Origin of the sequence: Microbacterium sp. GCM10027623, assembly GCF_042666935.1 — a bacterium.
Classification (GTDB): Bacteria; Actinomycetota; Actinomycetes; order Actinomycetales; family Microbacteriaceae; genus Microbacterium.
Genome location: NZ_JBHTHE010000001.1, coordinates 1,522,011 through 1,546,356, shown reverse-complemented (window position 1 = coordinate 1,546,356; position 24,346 = coordinate 1,522,011). Strand labels below are relative to the sequence as shown.

At 69.1% G+C, this 24,346-nt stretch carries 18 protein-coding genes; 7 read left to right on the top strand and 11 right to left on the bottom strand.

Going from position 1 to position 24,346, the window contains the following annotated elements; translation table 11 throughout:
• Positions 1–7: 7 nt before the first annotated feature.
• The 3 genes from ligD to ACFQY2_RS07035 are packed head-to-tail and all read right to left on the bottom strand — an operon-like array spanning position 8 to position 4,768.
• Complete coding sequence (gene ligD / locus ACFQY2_RS07045; RefSeq protein ID WP_378744959.1) at positions 8–1,069, bottom strand: non-homologous end-joining DNA ligase; 1,062 nt, start codon at positions 1,067–1,069, stop codon at positions 8–10.
• A 53-nt stretch (positions 1,070–1,122) separates the two neighbouring features.
• Entirely contained in the window at positions 1,123–2,253 is a 1,131-nt protein-coding gene (locus ACFQY2_RS07040; RefSeq protein ID WP_378744958.1) for an SseB family protein, read from the bottom strand.
• Between the two features lie 40 nt (positions 2,254–2,293).
• Positions 2,294–4,768: an ATP-dependent helicase gene (locus ACFQY2_RS07035; RefSeq protein WP_378744957.1), complete on the bottom strand. Its 2,475-nt coding sequence runs from the start codon at positions 4,766–4,768 to the stop codon at positions 2,294–2,296.
• 126 nt (positions 4,769–4,894) lie between these two features.
• Between ACFQY2_RS07035 and ACFQY2_RS07030 the strand changes: the two genes are divergently transcribed.
• Entirely contained in the window at positions 4,895–5,293 is a 399-nt protein-coding gene (locus tag ACFQY2_RS07030; RefSeq protein ID WP_378744955.1) for a pyridoxamine 5'-phosphate oxidase family protein, read from the top strand.
• A gap of 53 nt (positions 5,294–5,346) precedes the next feature.
• Positions 5,347–5,739 (top strand): YccF domain-containing protein, encoded by a 393-nt coding sequence (locus ACFQY2_RS07025; protein WP_378744954.1) that lies wholly within the window; start codon positions 5,347–5,349, stop codon positions 5,737–5,739.
• Positions 5,740–5,745: 6 nt separating this feature from the next.
• On the opposite strand, the gene ACFQY2_RS07020 is transcribed toward ACFQY2_RS07025, so the two are convergent.
• The gene (locus ACFQY2_RS07020; RefSeq protein WP_378744953.1) at positions 5,746–6,729 is read right to left on the bottom strand and encodes a glycerophosphodiester phosphodiesterase family protein; all 984 of its coding nucleotides are present in this window, start codon (positions 6,727–6,729) and stop codon (positions 5,746–5,748) included.
• 88 nt (positions 6,730–6,817) lie between these two features.
• Here ACFQY2_RS07020 and ACFQY2_RS07015 point away from each other — a divergent pair, with 88 nt between their 5' ends.
• From ACFQY2_RS07015 to ACFQY2_RS07005, 3 genes are all read left to right on the top strand, one after another.
• The gene (locus tag ACFQY2_RS07015; RefSeq protein WP_378744952.1) at positions 6,818–7,744 is read left to right on the top strand and encodes a Bax inhibitor-1/YccA family protein; all 927 of its coding nucleotides are present in this window, start codon (positions 6,818–6,820) and stop codon (positions 7,742–7,744) included.
• A 180-nt stretch (positions 7,745–7,924) separates the two neighbouring features.
• Positions 7,925–8,197 (top strand): GlsB/YeaQ/YmgE family stress response membrane protein, encoded by a 273-nt coding sequence (locus ACFQY2_RS07010; RefSeq protein ID WP_378744951.1) that lies wholly within the window; start codon positions 7,925–7,927, stop codon positions 8,195–8,197.
• A 136-nt stretch (positions 8,198–8,333) separates the two neighbouring features.
• Positions 8,334–10,298: a TPM domain-containing protein gene (locus ACFQY2_RS07005; protein ID WP_378744950.1), complete on the top strand. Its 1,965-nt coding sequence runs from the start codon at positions 8,334–8,336 to the stop codon at positions 10,296–10,298.
• A gap of 152 nt (positions 10,299–10,450) precedes the next feature.
• On the opposite strand, the gene guaA is transcribed toward ACFQY2_RS07005, so the two are convergent.
• A complete protein-coding gene (gene guaA / locus ACFQY2_RS07000) occupies positions 10,451–12,037 on the bottom strand; it encodes a glutamine-hydrolyzing GMP synthase (protein WP_378744949.1) in 1,587 nt (528 codons plus the stop codon).
• A complete protein-coding gene (locus ACFQY2_RS06995) occupies positions 12,034–12,546 on the bottom strand; it encodes a DUF3817 domain-containing protein (RefSeq protein ID WP_378744948.1) in 513 nt (170 codons plus the stop codon). The genes guaA and ACFQY2_RS06995 overlap by 4 nt, the downstream gene beginning before the upstream one ends.
• Before the next feature lie 147 nt (positions 12,547–12,693).
• Here ACFQY2_RS06995 and ACFQY2_RS06990 point away from each other — a divergent pair, with 147 nt between their 5' ends.
• Positions 12,694–13,323: a glyoxalase gene (locus tag ACFQY2_RS06990; RefSeq protein WP_378744947.1), complete on the top strand. Its 630-nt coding sequence runs from the start codon at positions 12,694–12,696 to the stop codon at positions 13,321–13,323.
• Positions 13,324–13,392: 69 nt separating this feature from the next.
• Here ACFQY2_RS06990 and ACFQY2_RS06985 read toward each other — a convergent pair whose 3' ends face one another.
• From ACFQY2_RS06985 to ACFQY2_RS06975, 3 genes are all read right to left on the bottom strand, one after another.
• Entirely contained in the window at positions 13,393–17,991 is a 4,599-nt protein-coding gene (locus ACFQY2_RS06985; protein ID WP_378744945.1) for an ExeM/NucH family extracellular endonuclease, read from the bottom strand.
• Between the two features lie 256 nt (positions 17,992–18,247).
• Positions 18,248–19,108: an SURF1 family cytochrome oxidase biogenesis protein gene (locus ACFQY2_RS06980; protein ID WP_378744944.1), complete on the bottom strand. Its 861-nt coding sequence runs from the start codon at positions 19,106–19,108 to the stop codon at positions 18,248–18,250.
• Positions 19,105–20,223, bottom strand: coding sequence for a GuaB3 family IMP dehydrogenase-related protein (locus tag ACFQY2_RS06975; RefSeq protein ID WP_378745048.1), 1,119 nt, complete (start codon positions 20,221–20,223; stop codon positions 19,105–19,107). The genes ACFQY2_RS06980 and ACFQY2_RS06975 overlap by 4 nt, the downstream gene beginning before the upstream one ends.
• Before the next feature lie 259 nt (positions 20,224–20,482).
• On the opposite strand from ACFQY2_RS06975, the gene ACFQY2_RS06970 reads away from it, so the two are divergent.
• On the top strand, positions 20,483–21,328 hold the full coding sequence (locus ACFQY2_RS06970; RefSeq protein ID WP_378744943.1) for a DUF559 domain-containing protein: 846 nt from the start codon (positions 20,483–20,485) through the stop codon (positions 21,326–21,328).
• 143 nt (positions 21,329–21,471) lie between these two features.
• On the opposite strand, the gene ACFQY2_RS06965 is transcribed toward ACFQY2_RS06970, so the two are convergent.
• Complete coding sequence (locus tag ACFQY2_RS06965) at positions 21,472–22,941, bottom strand: pyridoxal phosphate-dependent decarboxylase family protein (RefSeq protein WP_378744942.1); 1,470 nt, start codon at positions 22,939–22,941, stop codon at positions 21,472–21,474.
• Positions 22,938–24,293 carry an MFS transporter gene (locus ACFQY2_RS06960; protein WP_378744941.1) on the bottom strand — a complete coding sequence of 452 codons (1,356 nt, stop codon included), beginning with the start codon at positions 24,291–24,293 and terminating at the stop codon, positions 22,938–22,940. Before ACFQY2_RS06960 ends, ACFQY2_RS06965 begins: the two co-directional genes overlap by 4 nt.
• Positions 24,294–24,346: the final 53 nt, after the last annotated feature.

Sequence of the window (24,346 nt, the reverse complement as noted above, 5' to 3'; positions counted from 1 at the left end):
GGCCCGATCAGTTCTTCACCGGGTTGCCGTCCTCGTCCCAGTTCTCGGCGACGCGCTTGCTGGGCTGAACGCGCGGCGGCTCGCCGGGCATCTTCGGGAACTCCGGCGGGAAGGGCAGCTCGCCCAGCCCGTTCTCGACATCACGCTCCCACCACTGCAGCAGCGTGTCGATGCGGCCGGGCGAGTCCTGCATCCGCGCCCACGGGTCGCCGACGTCGGCCAGCCGATCCGGCACCGTCCGGACGGTGAACCTGCGGGGGTCGACGTCGTCGACCTCGTCCCAGTGCAGCGGGGTCGACACCGGTGCGTTCGGCTTCGCCCGCGGGCTGTACGCACCGGCGATGGTGCGGTCGCGGTTCGCCTGATTGAAATCGACGAAGATGCGCTGGCCGCGCTCCTCCTTCCACCAACTGGTGGTGACCTGCTCGGGCATGCGACGCTCCAGCTCCCGGCCGGCGGCGATCACGGCGTGCCGCACCGTGAGGAACTCCCACTCCGGCACGATCGGGCAGAAGACGTGCAGGCCGCGGTTGCCGCTGGTCTTGATGAATGCTTCCAGCCCCGCCTCGTCCAGCACCCTGCGCAGTTCGTGGGCGGCCGGGATCGCTTCGGCGATGCCCGTTCCCTCCTGCGGGTCCAGGTCGATGCGCAGCTCCACCGGGTTGTCGGTGTCGACGGCGAGGGACGCCCAGGGGTGGAACACGACCGTGTTCATCTGCACCGCCCAGACGATGGCGCTCGTCCTGTTGAGCACGAGCTGCGGGTGGCGGCGTCCGCTGTTGTACGTGCACATCACGGCGTCCACGAAGTCGGGCGTGCCCTTGGGCGGATTCTTCGAGAAGAACTGCTCGCCCGTGATGCCGTCACGGAACCGCTCCAGTGACACCGGGCGATGGCCGTTGGCGGAGAGGAACGCCTCGGACACCTGCTGCGCGTACTCGGCGTACTCCGCCTTGGTGATGCCGTCCCCGTCGTCGACCGGCCAGATCACCTTGTTCGGGCTGGAGAGGGAGATCTCCCGTTCTCCGTCCGCGTCTGCCACGGTCACCGTCACACGCTGAGATGCCATGTCCCGACCTTAGGGGGTGGGAGCCGTCGACGACAGGGGCTTGCGCCCGGAGCTCAGTCCTCGCCGACGTCCACAGCGAGCACGAGGAGCGCGCTCAGGTCGTCCCGCTCGATCGCGATCGACGGTCCGGCGATGTCGACGAGGATGCCGGCGATCTCCGTGTGATCGCTGAGCACCGTCGCGAGCTGCCCGGGCTCGAACGGCATCGGCTTGTCGTTGCGCCCGAGCGCGACCACCTCGAGAGGGTGCGAGAAGATCTGCAGGAACCGTCGACCGTCGGCGGTGTGCGCCTCGGCGATGCCCACCGGCTGCCCGTTCGTGCCGTCGTTGATGGCCACGTAGCTGCGCACCCTCGCGAGCGCCTCGGCCACCCGCACGGGCGTCTGGTCATCGCGGGGGCCGGCGAGGATCGTCTTGACCGCCATCTCCGGGTCGCCCTGCTCGAGGGCCTTCTGCAGCAGCTCGGTCGGGAAGACCACTCGGTGCGGTGCGGAGGAGTTGTCGATGATGATGCCGGTGAACCCACCAGCGATGACCTGCTGGTACACCGAGGTGGTGGGCTGCGCGATGGCGGAGGTGGACGCGGCATCCTCCTCGCCCTGCACGGACGCCTGCAACGCGGCGCCCGAGCTGTAGGCGAGCATGAACGACCGGTCGCCGTCGCGGATCACGCCGACGGAGAGCGGCTTGCCCTGGGCCATCTGCTCGCGGGCGTCGCCGGCGACGCGCAGGTACAGGTGGCCCTGCAGCGACTGGCGCATGACCCCGATCAGCTTGTCGTTGCCCGCGCCCTCCTCGAGTTCCGCGAGCGACACGCGCAGCAGCACGTTGTCGACCAGGCCTTCGACGGTGTGGGTCTGCTCCGGCGGCATCGCCGGAGCCAGCGGCAGGCGGGGGGCGCCGCCCTGGTCGCTGGGTACCTGCGGACCCGAAACGGCGTTCGGTCGCTCCACGGGCGGGGCGGCCTGCTCGGCGTCTTCGTCGGTCAGTGCGACCTCGGGTCCTGCGTCCGCGCCGACACCCCGGAACGCCTGCACGGAGATGGCCACCTCGGGAACGCTCTCACTCGGCCGGGCTTCTTCGGCCGCTTCGTCGGGGAGCTCCTCCACAGCGTCCGCCTGCCTCGGTGCCTGCGGCTCGGGGTCAGCGGGGTCGGTCTTCTTACGGCGGGAGAACAAGGCCATATCACTCAGCCTAACCCGGGGCGTCGGAGTGCCCGCCGGATCAGAGCTTCTGGATCGGCGCGATCTTGATCAGCAGTTTCTTCTGTCCTGCCGTGTCGAAGCGCACGTGCGCGATGCGCTTGGCTCCTTCACCCGTGACGGCCTCCACGCGGCCCTCCCCGAAATCGTCGTGGCGGATGCGGTCGCCCGCGGCCAGCTCGAGATCGCCGTTGTCGCGGACCTTGCCGGTGACCTTGTTGGCGAAGCGGTCCATGGCGGTGGACAGCGGCTTGAGCGTGTCGCGCGGCGGGAGGGCCTTGACGCCGAAGCGGTCTCCGGCCCCGGAGCCCCCGTAGCCCGATCCTCCCGAGCGTCGTGCGTTCAGGGCCCGGGACTGCGTGCCACCGCGCGAATTCACGTCGCCGGGTGACTGGCGCCAGTCGATCAGCTCGCCCGGGATCTCCTGCAGGAAGCGGCTCGGCATCGCGACGGTGACCTCGCCGAACTGCGCGCGGGTCATCGCCAGCGACAGGTGCAGGCGCTTGCGCGCCCGGGTGATGCCGACGTAGAACAGCCGGCGCTCCTCCTGCGGGCCTCCCGGCTCCCCCGCCGAGATGCGGTGCGGGATGAGGTCCTCCTCGACTCCGGTGACGAACACCGCGTCGTATTCCAGGCCCTTGGCGGTGTGCATCGTCATCAGTGAGACGACGCCGGACTCGTCGTCCAGGTCGTCGGCATCCGAGACCAGCGCCACCTCCGTGAGGAAGTCGACGATCGTGCCGTCGGGGTTGTTGCGGGCGAAGTCGCGGGTCACGGCGACGAACTCGTCGAGGTTCTCGAGGCGCGCCTCGTCCTGGGGGTCGCGGCTGGCGCGCAGCGATTCGAAATAGCCGCTCTTGTTCAGCAGCACGGTCACGGCCTCCGCGACCGCCGTCGCCGGCGGCACCTCGCCCGATGCCGGCTGCACGATGGCCGATGCTTCGTCCAGCACCGCGTCGAGCTGGGCGATGGCGGCCTGGATCTTCGGACCGACGCCGAGCTGGCCGGGGTGGCGCAGCGCATCGCGGAAGCTGAGGTTCTCCCGGTCGGCGAACAGGGCGATCGATGCGGCGGTGACGTCGCCGATGCCGCGTCGCGGACGGTTCAGGATGCGGCGCACGGCCATGTCGTCGGCCGGGTTGGCGACCGCGACGAGGTAGGCGAGGGCGTCCTTGATCTCGGCGCGCTCGTAGAACTTCGTGCCGCCCATGATCTTGTACGGCACCGCCGAGCGGATGAAGATCTCCTCCAGCGCTCGGGACTGCGAGTTGGTGCGGTAGAACACCGCCATCTCCGAGTACGGGTAGCCGGCGCGCCGCAGCCGCTCGACCTCGTCGGCGACGAACTGCGCCTCGTCGTGCTGCGAGTAGCCCGTGAAGCCGATGATCTTGTCGCCGGCTCCCTTGTCGCTCCAGAGGTTCTTGGCCTTGCGGTCGAAGTTGTTGCCGATGACCGCGTTCGCCGCCGAGAGGATGTTCTGGGTTGACCGGTAGTTCTGCTCGAGCAGCACCACCTTCGCGCCGGGGAAGTCTCGTTCGAACTCGGTGATGTTGCGGATGTCGGCCCCGCGGAACGCGTAGATCGACTGATCCGAGTCGCCGACCACGGTCAGCGAGGCGCCGGACGTGTCCGCCTCCTGGGTCGTCGAGCCTGTCGAAGCGTCCGGTTCGAAGATCATCATGCCGTTGGAGGCATACGGTTCGGGAGCCTCGCTTTCGATGGGCCGGGTCAGCTCGTGGATGAGGGCGTACTGGGCGTGGTTGGTGTCCTGGTACTCGTCGACCAGGATGTGTCGGAATCGCCGCCGGTAGGTGTTGGCCACCTTCGGGAACGCCCGGAACAGGAACACCGTCTGCGCGATCAGGTCATCGAAGTCGAAGGCGTTCGCCCGCTGCAGCGCGCGCTGGTAATCCGTGAACACCTCCACGAACTTCCGCTCCGCCGGATCGGACATGTTGGCCTGGCGCGCATGACCCTCGGCGTCCAGCAGCTCGTTCTTCAGCTTCGAGATGCGCGACTGCACGGCACCGGGCGTGAGCCCGTACGAGTCGGCCTCGTGCTCCTTGACGAGACGCTTGATCAGCGCCCTCGAATCACCCGAGTCGTAGATGGTGAAGGATTTCGTGAACCCGAACTGCTCGGCCTCTCGGCGCAGAATCCGCACGCAGGCCGAGTGGAAGGTCGAGATCCACATGCCGCGCGCGACATCGCCGACCAGACCTGCGACGCGTTCGCGCATCTCCCCCGCGGCCTTGTTGGTGAACGTGATCGCGAGGATCTGGCTCGGCCAGGCCTCGCGCTGACGCAGCAGCAGCGCGATGCGCCGTGTGAGCACGCTGGTCTTCCCCGACCCGGCGCCCGCGACGATCAGCAGCGCGCTGCCTCGATAGGTGACGGCGGCGAGCTGCTGCGGGTTGAGGCCGTCCAACAGCTCGTCCGGTCCGCCGGAGGGGCGCGGGCTGGAGGTCTCGGGCACGATGAGTGGGGCGTCGGTCATGGCAGTTCGAGTCTAGGCGCGACCTCCGACGCCGGACCGCCGTCCGGACCGGCCGCTGCGGCAGGCGAGGCACCGAGGTACCATCGGGGCACGACGGTGCTCTCGGCCGTCGAGGAGGCGAGTGCCATGATCGCGGTCATCGACGAGGACGAGTGCTTCGGGCTGCTCACGTCGACGACGGTCGGGCGGATCGGTTTCGTGCACGACGGGCGGGTCGAGATCATCCCGGTGAACTACCGGGTCGACGGCAGCGACGTCCTCATCCGCACTCGTGAGGGCGGCTTCCTCGCCGGGCTCGTCGACCAGCCGAATGCCGCCTTCGAGGTCGATCATCACGACGACCTCGGCGGCACCGCGTGGAGCGTGCTGCTGAGCGGCCACGTGGAGCAGATGACGGCGGAACAGGCGGATGCGGTTCCCGCCACTCGACGGCATGTCGTCTGGGCAGGCGACGAGCGCTCGATGTGGCTGCGCTTCGTCACCGACCGCGTCTCCGGCAGGCGCGTGCGCCGCCCGCACGGTTGAGCGGGCCGACGCCGCACCGGGCAGCGCCGATGCCCGCATGCGACAATCGGCGCATGCGCACGATCCTCAACATCATCTGGGTCATCCTCGCCGGGTTCTGGCTGTGGCTCGGTTACCTCTTCGCCGGCATCCTGCTCTGCATCCCGATCGTCACGATCCCCTGGGCGATCGCCTCGTTCCGCATCGCCCGGTACTCGCTGTGGCCCTTCGGACGTGAGGTCGTGGACAAGCCCACCTCCGGTCTGGGTTCGCTGCTCGGCAACGTCGTCTGGGTGATCCTGGCCGGCTGGTGGCTGGCCATCGGCCACATCGTCTCCGGCATCGCGCTGTGCCTCACGATCATCGGCATCCCGCTGGGGATCGCCGACTTCAAGCTCGTATCCGTCTCTCTGATGCCGCTCGGCAAGGAGATCGTCCCGACGCGTCGTGGCGCTTTCGCCCGCTGACGCGGATCAGCGGAAGAAGGCCGTACCCAGGTCGGGGTGATCGACGAAGACCCCGTCCACGCCGCTGTCGGCGATCACGCGCCACTCCGCCTCGTAGTCGCCGTAGGCGGCCTTGCCGCCGGACGCTCGGAACGGCGCCGACAGGAACGCGTTCTCCGGGCGGCACGTCCAGGTGAACACCGTGAGTCCGCGGGCATGCGCATCCGCGACGATGGTGCTGCCGGGATGCAGCAGCATCCGCTTGTTCACACTGACACCGTCCACCCGGCCGCGCAGCCCGTCCAGCCCGTCCGGCGTCACGACCGACGCGTAATCGGGCGCGGCGGCGCCCCGGGCAGAGACGAGGTCGAACGGCTTGCCGCTCGCCTCGATGAGATAGACGAAGGAGGCCGCGATGCCGCGCTCGCGCAGCTGTGCGAGCACCGTCGACTCGAACGCCTCGATGATCAGGGGCAACTCACCGTGCGCCCAGCCACCGGCTCGCAGATCACGGACGATCAGCGGCACCAGATCCAGCCCGATCGACGAGAAGTAGGTGGCGTGCTTGATCTCGAGGACGACTCCGATCTCGCGCCCGTGCTCGAGAGACGCCTCGCGCACCATCCGGAGCAGATCGACCAGCGTGAGGATGGGCTGCGCGCCGTCGAAACTCGCGCTCGCGACCCGGAGCTTCGGCAGTCGCTCGCGCGTGCGCAGCGTCGCCAGCTCATCCCAGGTGAAGTCCTCGGTGAACCAGCCCGTGAGCGTCTGCCCGTCGATCCTCTTCGTCGTGCGACGGTCGGCGAACTCGGGATGCAGGGCCACGTCGGTCGTCCCGGAGATCTCGTTCTCGTGCCGGATGACCAGCACCCCGTCCCTGGTCGCGACGACGTCGGGCTCGACCGCGTCCACCCCCATGGCGAACGCCATCTCATAGGAGGAACGGCTGTGCTCGGGACGGTATCCGGGAGCGCCGCGGTGCCCGATCACGAGCGGAGAAATCCTGGGCACGCTCTCAGCGTAAAGCACCTCCGTCACAGCTCGAGCGGGTATCTTTGAGGAAAGAGTTGACCGATCCCTCGGGAGCAGAGGCCACACCATGAGCAACTTCGCATTCAACAACCCGGCGTTCCAGAAGCAGGACCCGCGCAAGGCCGCCACCTATCCGGGCGGCGCGCAGGCCACTCAGTACGCCCCGCCGCCGGCACCGACCGCGCAGAACGCCGCAGTGGATGCCGCCGCCAACGCCCGGTTCGAGGGCATGTACGCCGCTCCGTCCGCGGGTGCGATCGAGACCGACCGGATGACGGTCGAGGACACGATCTGGAAGACCGTCTCGCTCTTCGCGGTGCTGCTCGTCACCGCTGTCGTGGGATGGGTGTGGACCGCGTCGACCGTCGCGATCGAGCCGACCACCGGGCGACTGACCGCAGACCTGACGCCGTGGATCGTCGGCGCGCTCGGCGGCTTCGTGATGGCGATGGTCGTCATCTTCACGTCGCGCAAGAAGGTCCGCCCCGCGCTGGTGTTCGCCTATGCGGCCTTCGAGGGTCTCTTCATCGGTGGGATCTCGGCCTACTTCGAGACCATCTGGCCCGGCATCGTCATGCAGGCCACGCTCGCGACGGTCGCGGTCGTCGGTGTGACGCTCGCGCTCTTCGCCAGCGGCAAGGTGCGCGCGTCGGCGAAGATGACCAAGGTGTTCATGATCGCCATGATCGGCTACCTGGTGTTCTCACTGCTCAACGTCGTCCTGATGTGGACCAACGTCCTGCCCGGCGAACTGATGTTCGGCATGCGCAGCGCCACCATCGCCGGCGTTCCGATCGGCCTGATCCTCGGCGTGCTGGTCGTCTTCATGGCGGCGTACTCCCTGGTGATGGACTTCGACCAGATCCAGCAGGGCGTCCGCAACGGCGCCCCGCGCAAGTTCGGCTGGATCGGCGGCTTCGGCATCATGGTCACCGTCGTCTGGCTCTATGTCGAGATCCTGCGCATGATCGCGATCCTCCGCGGCAACAACTGACGCCCCGCTCGCACGGAAGGCCGCCCTCCCCGGAGGGCGGCCTTCTCGCGTCCGCCCCGATGCGCGGCCTATAGCCCATTACGGGGCGCGCCCACAAGGGGTGAACGCGGACACACGGAATCGGGCATTCTTGTGGGCATACGGCAACCCGCCGTGTGCAGACAATGAATGGAGACTCTCATGGGCTTCCTCGGATTCCTTCTTCTCGGTCTCATCGCCGGTGCGATCGCAAAGCTGATCCTGCCCGGCAAGCAGGGTGGCGGCTGGATCGTCACGCTTCTGCTCGGCATCGTCGGCGCCCTGTTGGGCGGCTGGATCGGTGGCATGATCTTCGGCCGGGGGCTCGAGGAGTTCTTCGACCTCGGCACCTGGCTGCTGGCCATCGGTGGATCCATCATCGTTCTCCTGATCTACGGCCTCATCGTGGGTCGAGGAGATCGCAGCAGGGCCTGATACGCGCCCTCCCCCTCGAAGGCAGGTCCCCGGCGCGGGGCCTGCCTTCTCCCTGTGTCCTGACATGATGGGCAACGACGATCCGGCGGAACCGTCGGGCGACCGAGGGAAGGCAGCCATGCGGGGGAACCGAACGATGCGCGCGAGGACTCTCGGCGTGATCGCACTGGCGGGCGTGATCGCCCTGTCTACGGGCGGGACGGCGACAGCCGACACGCCTTCGGCGCTGGAACCCGGCTTCGTGACCGATCGCTCCGGGGTGCTCTCCGCCCAGGAGGAGAGCCGACTCGAGCAGCGACTGAGCGAACTCGCCGCCTCGGAGGGCGTGCCGGAGCTGTACGTCGTTCTCGTCCCGGACTTCGAGGATCCCGCCAACGCACTCGCCTGGGCCGACCAGACGGCCCTGCGCAGCAATCTGGCCCCGGACCAGTACCTTCTCGCGATCGCCACCGAGGGACGCACCCTCGCCATCTCGGCCGAGTACGGCGGCGACGGGGAAGCTGCAGGCCCCTTGTCGGAATCCCGCGTGCTCGAGATCGAGGAGCGTCTCGGCGGACGGTATCTGAGTGAAGCCGACTGGGCCGGCGGAGTCGAATACGTCGCCGAGGAGTTCTCGCAGGTTCCGTGGCCGTGGTGGGCCTGGGTGCTGGGACTCGCCGGTCTCGCCGTGCTCGTGTTCCTCATCACCCGGCTCGTTCTCTTCCTGCGGCAGCGCTCGGCGCTCGCTGCCGAACGCCGGACCCTGGACGGGCAGAAGAAGCAGGCCGCGAGGCAGCTGGTCCGCACCGACGAGGCCGTGCGCACCAGCGAGCAGGAACTCGGCTTCGTCACGGCCGAGTTCGGTGAGGAGACGACCGCCGAGTTCTCGGCGGTGCTCGAGGACTGCCGGTTGAAGCTGCAGCAGGGCTTCGGATTGCTGGAGAAGCTGGAGGATGCCGTCGAGGACACCCCTGACGACACCCGATCGTGGACCAAGGAGATCCTCCGGATCTGCAGGGATGTCGATCGTGCTCTCGAAGAGCGCACGGGGAAACTCGCGTCGCTGCGCGCCCTGGTGGAGAACTCGGCGAAGACCCTCGATCGATTGCGGACCGCCCGCGCAGAGGCGGCGAGAGCGCGGACGGATGCCGAGGCCCGGCTCGCGACTCTCTCAGCCGCGTTCCCCCCCGCGGATCTGATCAGTGTGGCCGAGAATCCCCGTCAGATCGGTGAGCGCCTGCGCGATGCCGATCGTGAGCTCGCCGCGCTGGAGGCGGCCATCCGGGCGCGCAGACCGCGAGCGATCTCCGATTCCGTGCATGAGATCGAGCGACTGCTCACCGAGGCGGGTGCCTTGAGGGACGCCGTCAGCGCCTATGCGGAGGTCCTCGCGGGACGCTCCCCGGCATCCGTCGGAGAGGACGGGACGTCGCCGACGTTGCAGCAGGCCGCCGCGGCCGTCCGCGCGGCCGAAGCACTGGTCCGTGCGCGAGTCGGCGGCACGAGTGCCGACACCCTGGGTCGGCTGTATCTGGCGCAGCGTCGTCTTGCCGAGGCGCGGTCGACCACGGATCCGAGCGAGCGGCAGCGTCTCGCGCTGGCGGCGCTCGACGCAGCGCAGCAGGTGCACACCGTGTCGAACCCGCCGGTCGGGGCGGCCGTGGGCGGCCGCATGTCGTCGTCCGGATCTCGGTTCGCCGTCTCCCAGCGGGCCGCAGACGACGGCCCGATCATGTTCGACCCTCCATCCGCAGCCTCCTCGCGCGTCCCTGCGAAGCGGGCCCCCGTTGACGAGGGCCCGTCCACGGGAGGAAAGGCACTGTGGGGCGCGTTCAGCGGCGCGCTCATGGGTCTGGTCGGCGGCAGCAGCGCCGCCGACGGCAATGCCGGCATGGTCGTCGTGTTCATCATCGTCGGCGCAGTGCTCGGCGCCGTGTTCGGCGGCTTCTCCCACGGCGGCAGCGGCGGCTCGTCCTCCGGCTGGGGCGGTTCGTCGCGCTCGTCGTACCGGGGCGGCTCGTCACGGTCGTCCTTCCGGAGCTCGTCGCGCTCGTCCCGCTCGAGCAGCCGCTCCTCCGGCGGCAGCCGCTCCTCCGGCCGGTCCGGCGGACGCCGCTTCTAGCGCTCCACCCGCCAGCCGTCACCCGACCGGCCCCGCGAGAATTCGGTTGCCGCGTGAGAATGCTGCTGCAGCGCGCATTCTCACGCGGCTAGGCAATTCCGGCGTGCGGCGTGCCGCATGGGGGATGCGGCGAGGCGGCGGTCAGGCCGCCGTCACTCCCACTCGATGGTCGCCGGCGGCTTGGATGTGACGTCGAGCACGACCCGGTTGACCTCGCGGACCTCGTTCGTGATGCGGTTGGAGATCTTCGACAGCACATCGTAGGGCAGACGGGTCCAGTCGGCGGTCATGGCGTCCTCGCTGGAGACCGGACGCAGCACGATGGGGTGGCCGTAGGTGCGTCCGTCGCCCTGGACGCCCACCGAGCGCACATCGGCGAGCAGCACGACCGGGCACTGCCAGATCGTCTGGTCCAGCCCCGCTTTGGTGAGCTCTTCGCGGGCGATGGCATCCGCCTCCCGCAGGATCTCCAGACGCTCCCGCGTCACCTCGCCGATGATGCGGATGCCGAGCCCCGGTCCGGGGAACGGCTGACGCCCGACGATCGCCTCGGGGATGCCCAGTTCGCGGCCGATCGCGCGGACCTCGTCCTTGAACAGCGCCCGCAGCGGCTCGACCAGTTCGAAGTCGAGGTCCTCGGGAAGGCCGCCGACGTTGTGGTGCGACTTGATGTTGGCGGTGCCCGCTCCCCCGCCGGACTCGACGACGTCCGGGTAGAGAGTTCCCTGCACGAGGAACTTGACCGGTGCGCCGCCGGTGGCCTTGGCCTCTTCGACCAGATCGAGCTGCACCTGCTCGAACGCGCGGATGAACTCGCGTCCGATGATCTTGCGCTTCGTCTCGGGATCGGTGACCCCGGCGAGATGGCCGAGGAAGGTGTCGACGGCGTCGACCGTTATCAGGCGCACACCGGTGGATTCGACGTAGTCTTTCTCGACCTGTTCGCGCTCGCCCTTGCGGAGCAGTCCGTGATCGACGAAGACCGCGGTGAGCTGGTCACCGATGGCTTTGTGCACGAGGGCGGTGGAGACGGCGGAGTCCACGCCGCCCGACAGCGCCGAGATGACCCGGGCGTCGCCGACCTGCTCACGGATGCGCTCCACCTGCTCCGCGATCACATTGTCGCTGTTCCAGTCGGCGGGCAGCCCGGCTCCCTTGTGCAGGAAGTTCTCCAGGACCTCCTGGCCGTGGTCGGAATGCTTGACCTCGGGGTGCCATTGCACGCCGTACAGTTTGCGCTCCTCGTTCGCGAAGGCCGCCACCTGGGTGGCGTCCGTGGTGGCGAGCACCTCGAAGCCCTCCGGTGCGCGGGAGACCTGGTCGCCATGACTCATCCACACGTTCTGCTCGGCGGGCTGACCGCCCAGCAGGGTGCTGTCGCCCGCGGGGATGTGCGCATCGGTGGCGCCGTACTCGCGCAGGCCGGTGTTGGCGACCTCGCCGCCCAGGGTCTGCGCCATGTACTGGAAGCCGTAGCAGATGCCCAGCGTGGGCACGCCGAGGTCGAACACGGCCGGATCGAGTTTCGGCGCACCCTCCTCGTAGACCGAGGACGGCCCTCCGGAGAGGATCAGGGCGACCGGGTTCTTCGCCGCGATCTCCTCCGCGGTCGCGGTGTGCGGCACGATCTCGCTGTAGACACCGGCCTCGCGCACGCGGCGGGCGATCAGCTGCGCGTACTGCGCGCCGAAGTCGACGACGAGCGCAGGGCGCTGCTGGGTCTCGGTCTGCTCGGTCAACGGGAACCTTCCGGGGTGGTGGCTGACGTACGGGTGGCGGAGTCCGCCGCAGGTGATGCGCCGGTCGCGGTGCGCGCCGTCTCGCGCTGGGCGAGATAGGACTTCACATCGCGGGCGACCCGGGTCTCCATGAAGAACGACAGCAGCGGGACGACGCCGCCGAGCGCGAGAAGGATGAAGCGCGGGAACCTCCAGCGCATCAGACTCCACATGCGGAAGCAGGCGAACAGGTAGACGACGTAGAACCAGCCGTGCACGATGAGGATGCCGAGCGAGAGGTTCACGCCGTCACCCGTGGACTGCAGTCCCTCCGGTCCTTCGACGACGTCCGCGAACCACAGGAACCCGCCGGACCCGCCCAGGAACAGTTCGAGTCGGATGGGGGTGTACTTCAGCACCATCTCGGTCACGAGCAGCAGCAGCATGACGCCGGTGATGATCGAGGCGATCTGATAGAACTTCAGCGCACCCCGGATCGCGGGGAAGCTCGCGACTTTCGGTTCGGCCATGGATACCAGTCTAGTCGGCGCGGTCGGGCCCCTTCCCCACGGCGGCCTCGCGGAACGGCGGTCGTCCGAGGGGCTGCTGGCGGTGCCCGGCGGGATCGGTCAGGAATCGAGAAGCACCCCCCGGCTGGCCTCCGTAGCGTCGTTGCCATGAACCACATCATCGACACTGTCACCCTCCATGTCTCCGACGTCGTGTCTGCGCAGGCGTTCTACGATCGCGCCTTCGACCTCGGGGAACGGCTGCGTCTCCGGCGCGCGGATGCCGAGACGAGCGGCTTCCGCGGATACACGTTGTCACTCGTCGCGGCGCAGCCGGCGAACGTGCACGCGCTGACAGACGCGGCGGTCACCGCCGGAGCCACCGTGATCAAGCCGGTGACGAAGTCCCTCTGGGGCGTCGGCGGGACGGTCCGGGCGCCGGACGGTGCGATCTGGAAGATCGCCACGTCGACCAAGAAGGACACCGGCCCTGCCGCCGCCTCGTTCGACGAGATCGTGCTTCTGCTCGGAGCCGCCGACGTCGCCGCATCGAAAGCCTTCTACACCGGCCACGGGGTTCCCGTCTCGAAGAGCTTCGGTCGCAGCTACGTGCAGTTCGACACCGGATCTGGACCCATCGGACTGGGGCTCTACAGACACGCGTCTCTCGCGAAGGACGCGGGCGTATCGGCATCGGGATCCGGATCGCACCTGCTGACCATCAGCGGCACTCTCGGCACAGTGGTGGATCCGGACGGATTCGCCTGGGCTCCGTCTTCGGTCTCCGCACAGGCCTGAGTCACGCCTCTGGACGTGGCGGGGCCGCCGGGATCACACCCGGCGGCCCCGGCCGCTGTCGTCAGAGGATCAGAACCATCGCCCGATCAGACCGATGATCCAGTCGACGAGGTCCTCGATCAGTCCGGCGATACCGCCCTTGCGGTTGACGTGGACGGTGGCCGTCGCCGCATCGCCGTCCGCCTGAGCGACCGACAGAGTGTACTTGCCGGGCTGCGTGGCCTTGGGCACCGTCACCGTCGTCGTGAACGACCCGTCGTCGCCGACGAGCACGGTCCCGAGCTCGAGCGGCGCGCCCTTCTTCGGCTGCAACTCGACGGTCACGGTCTCACCGGGCTGGTATCCCTCTCCCCTGATCGTGAGTGCCTTGCCCGCTGCCACCTTCGACGAGTCCAGTTCGATGGTCCCCGCGAAGTCGCCCGGCTGCTGGTCGTCACCGGCGATGGTGAACGGCACCTGCGCTGTCGTCCCGGTTCCGGCGACCGAGACGGTGAGCCTCTGCTCGCCGGTCACGCCCTCGGGAACCGTGAACGTCAGGCTCGCGCGTCCGGCCTCGTCGGTCGTGTCGACGACCGCGGGGTCCACCGCGCCCGATGCCAGCGTCGTGCCGCCCAGCGAGAGCGTCACCTCGCCCGGTGCGGTCTCACCGGCGCTGAACGCCAACGAGGACAGATCGACGGTGACCTGATCGCCGGCGCTGTAGCCGTCGGCATCAGCGGGGCTGAGCACCACGCCGACCGCGCGCTGCGCGAGGTCGGGGGTCGCGGTGCCGTTGGCCGTGAACCAGTCGACCATGGACTGCAGGTCCACCTTTCCGGTGTCCTTCTTGTCGGTGCCGTCGGCGAAGGTGAAGAAGTTGTCTCCGCCGGCGGCGAGGAACGAGTTCGCCGCGACCAGGTAGGACTGCTCCGGGTCGATGGCGACCCCGTCCAGCGTCATGGACGTGATGCGCTCTCCCTGCGCGGCGGTCGGGTCGTAGGTGTACACCAGGCCCTTCGAGACGCCGAGCTTGAGGAACGGACGCGAGGCATCGGCCGGCTGCCACTGCTCCTCGAGGACGCCCTTCAGCTGTGCTCCCGTGAGGTTCAACGTGACCAGGGTGTTGGCGAACGGCTGAACCGTCGCCGCCTCGCGGTAGGTCACGTTGCCGTCGGGATCGCCCTCGCCGCCTGCGGCGTACGACAGGTTGGCGCGGAGGCCGCCCGGGTTCATCAGTGCGATCTCCGCGCCGGTGGACCACTGCTGCACATCGGCGACGAAGTTGCCGATGGTGGACTCGCCACCGCGGTTCTCGGTCGTACCGTCGCTCTGACGGGCCCGGTTGAAGTCCGCCGTGATGTCGCCCACCTTGACGGCGCCGAGCACATCGGCGCTCTTCTTGGCGTCGTCGACGATCGACTGCACCTCGGGCACGGCCGGGTAGTTGGGCACCCAGAACTTCTTGCCGTCCGCACCGGTCTCCTCGTGGGCGAGGGGCTTGATCTCGTTGCTGATCGAGATCAGGTCCTTCGTCTGCGGATCGACCTGCAGGTTCATCACGCCCATGTTCTCGCCGTACTGTCCCGCCGAGACGACCGGGCGGCCGTCGATGACGTGGTTGTACGCGAGGTGGGTGTGGGCCGAGACGATCGCATCGACATCGCCGTCCACGCCGTACACGATCTCGCCCAGCGGGGAGTCGGGCGTGATGCTGTCGACGGTGACGGTCGTCGCGCCCTCGTGCACGAGCAGGATGACCACGTCGGCTTCACCATTGGACGCATCGCCGTCGCGCAGGTCGTCGGCCACGGCGTTCACCGAGTCGACGATGCTGCGCACCTCGAGGCCCTTGATGCCGTCGGGCGAGACCAGACTGCCCAGGTCCTCGGTGACCGCTCCGACGAATCCGACGCGCACGCCGTCGACCTCCTTTACCCAGGCCGGCGCGAGTGCGGGCTCGCCCGTCTCGGTGAGGAAGACATTCGAGGAGATGTACTCCCAGTCCGCGCGGTCCTGCACGCGATCGCGCAGATCGGCCCACCCCTTGTCGAACTCGTGGTTGCCCGCGGCGCTCACATCGAGTCCGGCGGCGTTGAGGGCATCGATGGTGGGGTTGTCGTCGTTGATGAACGAGGTGAACGTCGACGCGCCGATCAGGTCGCCGGCTGCGGCGAAGATCGTGTTCGGGTTCGCGTCGCGCACCGACTGCACGGCGCCGGCGAGCACGGCGGCACCGGCTGCGGCGCCGTCCGCCTCGATGCGACCGTGGAAGTCGTTGATCGTGGCGATGTCGATGCTGACCGGCGGCGCGGTGGCCGAGACCCCGACGACGATCGGGTCGTGGTCGCTGGAGCGGAACGGGGTGCCGGACTCGGTGGCGCCGAACGCGTAACCACGGTCGCTCCACTCGGGCGAGTTGATCGTCCACACGCCGGCGCCGGTGACCGATGCCGCCAAGGAGGGCGACGCGATCACGTGGTCCAGCGAGCCGAGCTCGCCGTCGAACGTGTACGTGTACTGCCCCTTCGCCCGGGACGGGACCGTGTCGAGCCAGCCCTGCGAGGTGAACACGTCGATCGGGTCCTCGTGCCCGTACGCGTTGAAGTCGCCGATCAGCAGCATGTCCTCACTGCCGCTCTCGGCCTTCAGCTCTTCGGTGAAGGCCAGCAGCGACTGCGCCTGCTTCACGCGGTCGGCGTTGAAGAAGCCCTGACCGTCGGCGGGTTCGGTGCCCGAACCGGACTTGGACTTGAAGTGGTTGGCGACGACGGTCACGGTGCGGCCGTCGATGTCGAACACCTGGGCGATCGGCTCCCGGGCGTTGCCCCAGACGCTCTCATCGGTGATGGTCGCGCTGTCGCCCTTCGGCGTCACCGCCGCCTTCTTGTAGATGATCGCGCTGGTGATGAAGTCGGTGGTGGCCGCGTCGTTCAGCGCGGCAGGCGTCGGGACGAACGCCCAGACGTCGGATCCGGCTGCGGCGTTGAGTCCGTCGACGAGGTCGGCGAGCGCGGTGTCGACGGGATCGCCGAGCTTGATCGAGTTCTCGATCTCCATCAGCGAGACGATCTCGGCGCCCGTGCCGTTGATCGCCGCGACGATCTTCGACTTCTGGATCGCGAACTGCGCGGCATCCTTCGCGCCGCGCGCGTCGGGGTTGTCCGAGCTCAGCGTCGTGAAGTAGTTGTACACGTTGAACGACGCGATCTGCACGTCGCCGCCGACCGAGGGGACCTCCGGTCGCGGGTTGTTCGTCGTGAACGAGACCTTGCGCTCGTCCGGTGAGGTGCTGTCGAGGGGGGTCACCGGCTGCAGGCGCCAGTCGTCGAAGCCGTACTGCAGCACGAAGCTCTGGTCGCCGAAGTCGACGGCGTCGCCGTTGCGGACGACCTCGTCTTTGGTGAAGTATGGCTGATCCCCGGTGTGGCCGGCCTTGCCGATCTGGGCGTTGTAGCCGTCGTCGAGAAGGATCCGGTCGGCACGGTTGGCAGCGGCGATGGCATCCGCCTCTGCGCCCGGCCGCTTCAGTTCGGTGCTCTTCACGTTCAGCTCGTCGGGGTTGAGCCAGAGCGTCCCGAAGTTGTACAGCTGGTGGCTGGAGGCCACGAGGTAGTCACCGGTGGGCGCGACGAGCATGTTCTCGTACTGCTCGCGGTCGGCGCCGACGACGCTGGTCGGAAGTGGGGTGGGGGCCGGGGCGCCCACGCCGGCGGTCACCACGGCCACGTCGGATGCGGAGCCGGGGGTGATCTGCGTCTGCCCGAAGTACTCGCCCACCGCGCCGTTGACGGAGACCAGGTCGCCGATGCTGCCGGGGACGGTCTTGCCGTTCAGGAACACGAAGATGCCGTCGGAGGCTCCCGGCGTGGCGTCGTCAGCGCCGCCGGATCCCGCCGTCTGGATGACGATGCCGTCGTAGCCGCCGATGCGGTAGTCGGCGGTGATGACGCCCTCGACCGTGACGGTCTGGCCGACCATGGGCGAGGCGCCTCCGGTGCCCTGCACCTCGGCGATCGAGGCCTTGGTCCCCGGCTGCGGATCCGTGCCGGGGTCGGTGCCCGGGTCTGTCGCCTCGGTCTCGCCCTTCGAGTTGGTCGGGGTGATGGATGCCGAGAGGGTGAAGTCCGCGCTGTTGACATCGGTGTCCCCGCCGCCGGTGCGGTTCAGCGACTTGACGTCGGTGTTGCCGGACGGCGCGGTCGCGGCGGACCCTTCGAAGGTGTTGGAGGTGCCGTAGCCGAGCACGTCGACGATGCCGGTGGTACCGGCGGTGTCGCCGACGGGGATCGCCGTGCCGGTCTTCACCAGCGCGATCGTGCCCGAGGATCCGGAGAAGTTCAGACTGCCGGACATGGCGTCCGCGGTGGGGAGCGCGGCGCCCGCCGGCGTGGTGCCGTTCTGCCCGCCCTGCACGAGGAAGTATCCGCCCGCCGGGATCGAGCCGGTCAGCGCGATGGTGCCCGACGCCCCGCCGGTCCCGGTCGCCGAGCGGTACTGCAGCGACGTCCCGTCCAGCGAGACGGCGGCATCGGTCGGGTTGTGCAGTTCGACGAACTTGTTCGTGAACGCGGCACCGGCGCTGCCACCGGACAGGTAGGCCTCGTTGATGACGATTCCGGTGCCGTCCACGCTCGCCGATGCGGGCGCCGCGACGAGCGAGCCGAACCCGAGTGCGAACACGGACGTCATGGCGAGAGCGCAGACGCGCCCCCGACCTCTGGGATGGTCTGCGACGGAAGTGTTCTGGTTCTCGTCGCCGGGGGCGGACATCTTCACTGCTGTCTCCTCGGGTCATGCGAGGACGGATCTCGTGAACCCGTCCGGGGACATGCGCGCATCGCACATGGGTTGACGATAAGACCGCCCTCCGACGTCGGCAAGGGCATTCACCGAGCATTGACCGGATGTCCACCCGGACGTTCCCAACGTCCATCCGGACGTTGGACTATCGGTCAGTCTCGTCGTCCGGAGATGCCGCGGCCGTGGCATCCGCGGGTTCCGGGTCGTCGCGCGCGGCGTCGTCGAACTCCTCGACCTCCCGCTCCCAGGCGTCCTTACCGAGGCGATACCAGAGGTAGAAGGAGAAGCCGGCGAAGACGGCCCACTCCGCCGCGTAGAAGATGTTCAGCCAGTTGATCGGTGAGGACTCGCGAGGCGCCGGCGAACTGATGTCCACGAGGCCGGCCGGCGCGGTGACGGATGCCAGGTACGGACGGTACACGTCGAGCTGATCGATGTCGTGCCAGCGGCTCAGCAGTGCTGCGGGCGACATCCGCTCCAGCTCCCACGGATCCGCTCCGGACGGCACCACCGCGCCCTCGTCGTCGATGATCCGACCGGTGATGTCCGCCTCCGCGGCACCTGCGGCATCGAGCGCCGCGATGGCGGCATCCGCCTGCTCGCGCGTCGACGCCCAGCCCAGCGCCACCGCGATCGAGGTGCGCTCGGCGATGCGGAGCTGTCCTGTCACCCAGTAGCCCTCGTCGCCGTCGTTGGAGCGCTGCGAGACGACGATGAAGTCGCCCGGCACCCAGGTGCCCCGCGTGCGCACCCGCTGTCCGCCGAGGGATTCGTCGAGATACTGTCCCGGCTCGATCACGTCGGCGAGCGGGCGCACCTTCTCGGTCATCCCGGGCGGCGGCGGATCGGTGTCGATCGCACTCGCCAGCTGCCACTGGCCGAGCCACGCGAACACGCCTGCCACGACCAGGCAGAGGGCGAGGACGCCGATCCATCGCCTGCGCAGCATGACCTCGCGCAGGGTCGGCGGGAACTCCTGCGCTGCGAGCGGCTCGCTGCGCGTCATCCCAGCTCGTAGGGCGCGAGTACGACCTCGACCCGCTGGAACTCCTTGAGGTCGGAGTAGCCGGTGGTGGCCATCGACTTGCGCAGCGCGCCGATGAGGTTCGCCGTGCCGTCCGCCACCGGCGCGGGCCCGTACAGGATCTCCTCGAGGTTCGCGACGCCCTGCACGGCGACGCGACGTCCGCGCGGCAGCTGCAGGTGGTGCGCCTCGGCGCCCCAGTGGAAGCCCTGACCGGGGGCGTCCGTCGCTCTGGCCAGCGCGACGCCGAGCATCACGGCATCCGCTCCCATGGCAAGCGCCTTGACCATGTCGCCGGAGGTGCCCACGCCGCCGTCGGCGATGACGTGCACATAGCGTCCGCCGGACTCGTCGAGGTAGTCGCGGCGCGCGGCGGCGACATCGGAGACGGCCGTGGCCATCGGCGCGTGGATGCCGAGGGTGGCGCGGGTCGTGGAGGCCGCTCCCCCGCCGAAACCGACCAGCACGCCCGCCGCGCCCGTGCGCATGAGGTGCAGTGCGGCGGTGTACGTAGAGGCGCCTCCGACGATGACGGGCACGTCGAGGTCGTAGATGAACTTCTTCAGGTTGAGGGGCTCGGCGACGCTGGAGACGTGCTCGGCCGAGACGGTCGTGCCGCGGATGACGAACAGGTCGACTCCGGCCTCGACGACGGTCTCGTACAGCTCCTGTGTCCGCTGCGGCGTGAGCGAGCCGGCGACGGTCACCCCCGCCTCGCGGATCTCGGCGAGGCGCTGCTTGATGAGGTCGGGACGGATCGGCTCGGCATACAGCTGCTGCATGCGGGCAGTCGCGCGATCCGCAGGCAGCGCGGCGATCTCGTCGAGCAGCGGCTGCGGGTCCTCGTACCGGGTCCACAGCCCTTCGAGGTCGAGCACGCCGAGCCCGCCGAGCTGACCGAGCATGATCGCCGTCTGCGGGCTGACGACGGAATCCATCGGCGCGCCGAGGACCGGGATGTCGAACGAATAGGCGTCGATCGACCAGGCCGTGGACACGTCCTCGGGATTGCGAGTTCGCCGCGATGGGACCACCGCGATGTCGTCGAACGTGTACGCGCGACGCGCGCGCTTGCCTCGGCCGATCTCGATGTCCATGCTCACCCGTCCAGCCTACCCGTCGCCGTCGCGGTCGCTAGGCGCGCGCCCGCGCACGGGCCGCGCTGCACCCCGCACCTCCCGGAGACAGGAGATCCGCCCAACGCAGGACGGTTCCGCCGAGATCGTCCTGTCCTCGCCGATTCTCCGGCACCGCCGAATGCCAATCCCCCTGCACATCCCTGCGGAGCGTCGAGTTGCCCACAGACGGTGGAAGACCGGACTCCGCGCGGACCGCGGCAGCAGCATCCTGGAACGCATGCGACCTCCTCTGATGACGTGGATGCACGAGCACGGCGGCATCGCGCACAGCCGTGACCTGCGCGCGGCGGGCTACTCGCCGCACCTGATCCGGCGGGCGGTGGACGCCGGCCTGCTCGAGCGGGTACGACGCTCCTGGCTGCTGACGCCGCAGTGCACTTCAGATCGACGGGCCGCTGCCGAGGTCAGCGGTCGGGTGACCTGTGTCACAGCCGCGATGCGCCTGCGCCTGTGGACCGAGGATGTCGGCAGCATCCATCTGTCCGTCCCTCCCACCGCATCGAGAGTCGCCGGCCCCGGCCGCAAATTGCACTGGGGAACCGGTCCGTTGCCCGTCGGACGGTTCGCGGTCGACGAGCCGGTGCTGAACGTGCTCTTCCAAGTGGCGAGGTGCCTCGAGCCGACGGATGCCGTGACCATCTGGGAGAACGCATTGCGCAAGGACCTCGTGACGCTCCCCCAGCTACGGCGCACCGAATGGCGCAGCACAACTGTGACCGGCATCTTGGAGCGCGTCGCCGTGCAGTCGGACTCCATACTGGAGACGCGCTTCCTGGCGATTATGCGCAGTTGCGGTGTGGCGGTGCGTCAGCAGGTGCTGATCGACAGCCATCCGGTCGATGCGCTGATCGGCGAGCGCCTGGTCGTGCAGGTGGACGGCTTCGAGTTCCACAGTGTCCCGAAGGCTCGTCGCAAGGATCTGCGCCAGGACGCCCGGCTGACCCTCCTGGGGTACACGGTGCTGCGCTTCGACTACCAACAGGTCACGTTCGACCAGGAGTACGTACGGGAGACCATTCTCAATGCCATCGCGCAGGGGCTGCACCTGGCGAGGCGTCGATGATCCCGCACCGTCGCACCGGTTAGCGTGCACCGCGGACAGGACAATCGGTGAGAACAGGACGGTCCTCACGAGAACGTCCGGTATCCGCCGAATCTCCTGCGCTGGGTGACACCGCTCACAGGAGGAGGCTCTGATCGGGCGCGTCAGCGCGGGTCGGACATCCGAGCCAGCAGCTCGGTCAGCAGCGCCTCGGCGACCGGATGCGGCAGTCGTTCGATCAGCGCCATCAGCCGTGCCATCGGCTGCTGCGCCGACACCTTCCCGGCGCCGGCCAGGCGCAGCAGTCGCCACGCGGCCGTCGGCCCGGGCACTCGTCCGTTCTCGCCGTACCCCAGCGCACGCATGCCGGCCAGCAGCATCCGCGCGTCCGCCTGCGGCTCGCCGCGCACCGAATCGGCTGCCGAGCGCAATGCGTCGGTGAACTCTGCGACGCCGTGCTCGAGCACCGGGGTGAGCGTGAGATGGGCGCTGTGCGGGATCCGCACGCCGTCGCTCTGCGTGAGACCGGGCTGATGCTGGATCCTCCAGCCGTGCGCCATCAGGGCATCGGCGAGCCGGTGCGGGTCGACCTGCTCGCTCGGCGCGACTGCGGTGTCCGCGACGAGGGCGATCGCCGGCCCCACGGGGTCGCCCATCACGGCGAGACCGGTGATGCCGTCCACGGCCGTCCGCACGGCGACGGCCACGCGCCGGATCGAGGCGGCGAGCTCGGCGTAGCCCCGCTCGCCCAGGTGCTGGGTGATGGCCCACGCGGCGGCCGGCGGTGATGCGGATCGAGAGCCCAGCAGGGTCGGGTTGACGACGGGATAGCCGGCCCACCGCGAGGTGGCGAAGAACTGCGCGCGCTGCCGGCGGCGGGCGTGCGGACCGCCGTGCAGCAGCACCGACACGCCCTTGGGCGCATAGCCGAACTTGTGCAGGTCCGCCGAGATGCTGGTCACCCCGTGCACCCGGAAGTCCCACGCCGGCAGTCCCGGCCACCACGGCAGAACGAAGCCGCCGAAGCAGGAGTCGACGTGGCACGGGATCCCTCGGGCTGCGGCCGCCGCGGCGACGTCGGCGATCGGATCGAGGAGCCCACTGGGATACGCGGGTGCCGACACGACGACCAGCGCGACGTCGTCGCCCATCCGTGCGACGAGGTCTTCGGCCCGCAGTGAGCCGTCCGCACGGCAGGGCACGGCGTCCCAGTCGAGGTCGAACAGCTGCGCGGCCTTCTGGAACGCGGCGTGCACGCTCGTGGCCGTGAGCAGGCGAGGCCGCCCGCCCTCCGGGTGCGCCTGACGCCACAGGTCCCGTGCGGTCTTCACGGCGAGCAGGCAGCTCTCGGTGCCTCCGCTGGTGACCGACCCCACCACCGAACGGCCTCCGTGCAGCATCCGTCGGGTGAATCCGATCAGGTCGCGCTCCATCGCCGCGATCGACGGGAACACGGTCGGGTCCAGTCCGTTCAGCGGTCGCGCGAGGCGCGCGGCCGCGTCGGCGAGCTCGTCGATCTCTCCGAGCCCGGAGTCGTACACGTACGACAGCACCCGTCCGCCGTGCGTCGGCGCGTCGCCTGCGCGCAGCGCCCGCAGGCGATCGAGGATCTCGTTCGTGCCGGCGCGTGTCATGCCGATGTGCCCACGATGTCGCGTTCGCGCAGACGATAGCGGGCGAGAGTGATCATGCTCAGCATCATCAGCGCCGCGGGCAGGATGCTGAACGCCACCGCGATGCCGGAGACCGCGGATGCCGGTTGCACGACCTCCACGCCGACGGTCGTCTCCAGGTAGCCGGTCACGGCCAGCACGATCGCGAGGACCGTGCCGCCGAGTGCCATTCCGGTCGTCTCCCCGGCCGTCCACACGCCGCCGAAGATCCCCGAGCGGTTCTGCCCGGCGGCGGCCGAGCGGTCGTAGGCGATCACGTCGGGCAGCATGGCCATCGGCAGGGTCTGCATACCGGCATACGCGGCGCCGGCCAGCGCCACCGGGGCGACGATCCACCAGCCCGGCAGCCACACCATCAGCGAGAGCACGAGCGTCGCCAGCAGGAAGACGGCACTCGCCAGGCGGAAGGCGCGCTCCTTGCCGATCCGATCGGCGACGAGCTTCCACACCGGGGCCATCAGCACCGCCGGCGCGATGAGCGCGACGAACAGCTGAGTGACGGCGGTCTCGTCGTCCAGCACCCAGCGGGCGACGTACTGCGCGGCAGCCAGCATCATGCCCGTCGCCAGTCCCTGCAGCACGAAGGTGCCGAGCAGGGCGCGGAACGGCTGGCTCTCGCGCAGCACGGTGACGCCGTCACGGTAGTGCTCACCGATGGTGGCCACCGGGCGCACGGGCAGCAGCGGACGGGTCTGCGCCACGGATGACGAGAGCAGCATCGCGACGCCGAGGACGACCGCCGCGACGACGGCCATCACCAGGTAGCCGAGCAGCTGATCGTCGGGGAACAACGCGCGCAGTTCGGGGCCGCCGGCGCCGAAGAGCAGAATGGCGATGGTCAGCACGACAACGCGCCAGCTGAGCAGGCGGGTGCGCTCGCGGTAATCGTCGGTGAGCTCGGCGGGCAGCGCGATGTAGGGCACCTGGAACAGGCTGAAGCAGGTCGCCGCGGCCATGAACGCGACCAGCACCCACAGCGCTGCCGGCAGCGGATCGAATCCGGACGGCACGGCGAAGGTCAGCACGAACGCGATCGGAAGTCCGATGGCGCCCAGACGCATCAGTCCGCGCCGGGTGCCGGAATGCGCCAAGGCACGATCGCTGATCCCGCCGATGACGGGGTCGATCAGCACGTCCCAGACCTTCGCGGCCGTCACGATCGCTCCGGCGGCGAGCGCGGTGACGCCGAGCGAGTCGGTGAGGTAGTAGACGAGGACGAGCCCCGGCAGCGTGGCGAAACCCCCCGTGCCGAGCGAGCCGATCGCATACCGGGAGATCTGCCCGCGCGTCAGTGAATTCGACCCTGAAGCCATGCCGCTCACTCTAGCGGTGGGCGGCCGCCCGGATCGGCAGCCGCCACGCCCGT